Raw genomic sequence first — 3832 nt, forward strand, 5'->3', positions numbered from 1 at the left:
AATCAGCAAGATCATACTCGATTGCATTGATTTCTAATTTCAATCGCATTTTCAGATTTACCAAGGATTTTTTTGCCATTGACCTGAAATAACGCAGATCGTATTTGATGAAAAGCTTCACCACGATTTAATGCCCGATGCACGTTTCTTCTTAACTGAAGATCATCGATATATCTGAGCATGTAAATGCTCATAATGATTCTATCAAATTCAATGAGTGCTTTGAGTGTCTTGTTTTTTCGAGAGTATGATGATAATTTTTTTATAATTGTACTTTGTGACACATCTTTGCGCGCAATAGATGCCAAAATTCGTTGGATTTCATCCCATTCACTCGTGATTAACTCTTCATCAACAATGTTGGCGGGTTTGATTATGTCATTTTTAAAGCTTTTCATACCTTTGAAAGCAACCAATGATTGTTCTGTTTTTAAGTGCATCTGTGTAATTTTTGGCATAAAGTCATAGCCAAATAAATACAATAACGCAAAATTAACTCGATTTACTGAATGCATATCACCTGAGACGGCTTTGATTTTTAAATCGCTGTTGTTATTGTAGATGATATCTAAAACATAATGGCTCTCATGTTCATTGGCGCCAATGATCTTGGTGCTTACAGGTAGATGATTCGCAATTAAACTATAAGAAACAACACCTTTACCATAACCAAAATACTTTGTGGAATACCGGGATAACACGGTTTGATATTTGGTCTCGAGCTTTTGCCCATCTAGACTCGCATGAATACCATAATCAGAGAGATTGTAGTATTTAAATATGGGTAAATCGGAAATGGCATCTATGATAATATCACCTGCTTCAACCAAGGAATCCACTCGGATAAATTTACCCTCCATATCAATGAGATTTTGATAACTGACATCAGATGACTCTGCTGTTTTCTTATGTCCTATGGCTTCACCTTGTGATACAAGATAAGCTTTAATATGCTCAGGCTTAGCCTTTGATTTGGCACCCTTGCTCACAAGGTGGGTTAAGCTATCATAGAAATTAGTCTTGTTAGCGGTGAAGTCAATAACGTCAGCAATACCAATGGTTTTGAATTTTTCATAGTACGGATTATCAGCTGCATCAGCTTCTTTTTTGTAGGGCAATTTCCAGGTAATAATATTGTCTTTGTCTACGTTGATTTTAATATGCTTATTTGCACCAGACTGAATGCGTTGATTAACACCTTTATATAATTCATTGAGTGTATCTTTTAACTCAATGAGTATTTCATTTATTGGTTTAGTATTTATACAATCAGCTAGCGATGTTAAGATCGTCTTTTTGTCTTTTCCCCATATATGATTAGCAATTAGTTCAGCTTCCAAGCTGCGATAACCAACACTATCTGAAATAAAAATATTTCCAGCAGATATCGCTGTTGATAAAGCTTGATAGAGTGCCATTTCATAGCGTTTAATATCAATGTAGCTCAAGTTTTTCGTTCTTTTAGATTTAGGTGAGGTTTTGACTGCCTTTTTATAAAAAATGTACTTGCGTTTTGATTTGGGAATAAATTGAATTGGCACACCTTTAGCAACTGGGTCTTTTGTCTTATCTGATGATTGCCAATATGCTTTGGCATATTCTAGACCGTCCTTTAATGCTGTCTCATTATTAAAATCAATACATAAACTCAATGCGATATTGCGTAAGTTGCGCTTTATAGCAGCATTTTCACGAGCATAATAGCGCCATACATACCCTTCTTCATCAAGGTCTGGTTTAGCAAGTTTATCAGTGAAGTCGGTAAATTTGTCTTCGCTAACAATTTCATAACAGTTCGGTCTAATCTCCTCAGGTGCAATTTTGTCATCATGAACAATTTTAAGCATTTTGCTTGCAATTATCTTATCTCTACTAGCTTTTAGCTTAGCCTCATAAACACAGTTTCTTGCTTCTGTTGATGCTTCAGTTTCATACCAGTTAGTTTTATAAATAAAATAGTCGATCAGGTGATCATTGATCTTGGTGAACCTTTGCCAAATTAAGCAAAGCATTAATAATCTAGCCTTTTTCTTGCTAAATGCGCGTACGCGATATGAGTCATAGTAATCACACAACTCAGAGTAATATTGTAAATTCTGTCTTGATATCCCTAACTCAGGAATCATATGCTTTGACTTCTCAAAGACCATCAAAATGTTATTTTGTTTTGCTAGTTCTTTTTCCATCTCGCTAGTAGTTAAACCCTTGGGATCTTTTTTAAGTAGAGTAAGATCAGAAATTGTTTTTTCGTTGGAAATAAGTCTATCAATAGTGACTCGAGATGCCTTATCCAAAAGGTTGCCCAATTTTGTAAGTAGCCTCTTCTCTTCTCGTGTAATGGCTCTTGATACTATTGATTGCAGTGTTGAATACTTTGGCCGCACTATCTGATATTGCTCACAGTAGTGCAATAATTCATCAAAAATGAATCGTGGTGTTAAGTCCCTCTGAGATAAACGATTTGCCTGCTTAGTAAGTTCAAGTTCAAACTTGGCGTCATATCTACGATATCCATAAGCCTGCATTATAAAACGTTGGGTTGCATAGTGTTTGTTTCTATTAACTGCTTTGAGTTTCTTTGAGCTATTAGGGTAATATCTATTTTGGATGTAGTTGATATCGTCTTTAACTTGATGAAAATCAAATGCATAAAAATTTCGTGTTGCTCTGAAATACCCTACTTGTAATACATAGTTTATCTTATTGTGAGTCTCCGTTTCATTATCTAAATACTCAGTATCTTCAGAGGTTATCTCAAATAATGACTCGCGGTCTTTTGGGTCAATTTTTGGAATTTCAAATAGCTCCTCAAATTCGTTCTGATTCAAAATTTTTAGGCTATTATAAATTGCCATACAAACCCTCACTTATTCATGATTTTATCGCCAGCTGCTTTTAGCGTGCCATCGCCATTTACATATTTATATAAGGTTGTAGTTGTCATTCCCAATCGCTTTGCAATATCAGATGATACGGCATTTCTGTCGGACATCGCTGCCATTGCCATTTTCAACGTTGCTTTATCCATTTTTGTGGGTCTGCCACCTTTTCTGCCTCTTGCTCTAGCTGCAGCGAGACCTGCGTAAGTTCGTTCGCGTATGAGTTCGCGCTCATATTCAGCCAACGAAGCAAAAATACCAAAAATAAGGCGTCCGTTTGCTGTTGTGGTATCAATTTTCGCGCCATGTCCTTCTAAAACTTTAAAATTGATCTTTGACGCATGCAAATCATCAATCATGGTAATTAAGTCCTTCATGTCACGACCAAGTCTATCTAATTTCCATACCACGAGAGTGTTCCCTGGTTGCAAAGCCTTAAGGCAAGATTCAAGACCAGGGCGTGAATCTTTTCTGCTAGATGCATAATCATGATAAATTCTGTTTTCATCAACGCCTGCTTTTTTTAAAGCATCAATCTGCAAATCTAACACCTGACTACCATCGGCTTTTGACACTCTGGCATAACCAATCATCATGATAAAAAATTCCTTAACCAATAAAGATAAATTGAATAATACAAATTAGTGTTGAATATTGCAATGGGTTTACTTGTTGATTTTGAATTGAAATATGTGAATTATCAGACCGCCAAGAAAACGGTCGTTTTGTTTGTGATATTAGAAGGAATTTGAAGAGAGCATTCCTAATATAGTTGTTATGCTGCATTTTTATAAATATGTTGCCTAACTAGCTGCCAATCCTGAGCCCATTGATTGCTTGCTAAAGAGGTTCTAAGCTGCAACACTCTGTGTGCAGACTCTCGATTCCATTGCGCCTTGTGTTTCTTTTTAAATCGAGTATTAATAACACTCTCAACACCACTTTCTATTGCC

The 3832-nt window shown here is 35.8% G+C and carries 2 protein-coding genes; both read right to left on the minus strand.

All coding sequences use genetic code 11. The features are described 5' to 3' along the window. Nucleotides 1-11 precede the first annotated feature (11 nt). Nucleotides 12-2855, minus strand: a complete 2844-nt coding sequence (locus DNK84_RS12175; RefSeq protein ID WP_119344763.1) for a Tn3 family transposase — start codon at nt 2853-2855, stop codon at nt 12-14. Between the two features lie 8 nt (nt 2856-2863). Continuing rightward, entirely contained in the window at nt 2864-3475 is a 612-nt protein-coding gene (locus DNK84_RS12180; RefSeq protein WP_119344764.1) for a recombinase family protein, read from the minus strand. Nucleotides 3476-3832 lie beyond the last annotated feature (357 nt).

It is taken from the genome of Facilibium subflavum (assembly GCF_003574485.1).
Classification (GTDB): domain Bacteria; phylum Pseudomonadota; class Gammaproteobacteria; order Francisellales; family Francisellaceae; genus Facilibium; species Facilibium subflavum.

Excerpts from the sequence above, each read along its gene's own strand:
- DNK84_RS12175 (WP_119344763.1), bottom strand. The coding sequence starts at position 2,855 with ATGGCAATTTATAATAGCCTAAAAATTTTGAATCAGAACGAATTTGAG.
- DNK84_RS12180 (WP_119344764.1), bottom strand. The coding sequence starts at position 3,475 with ATGATGATTGGTTATGCCAGAGTGTCAAAAGCCGATGGTAGTCAGGTG.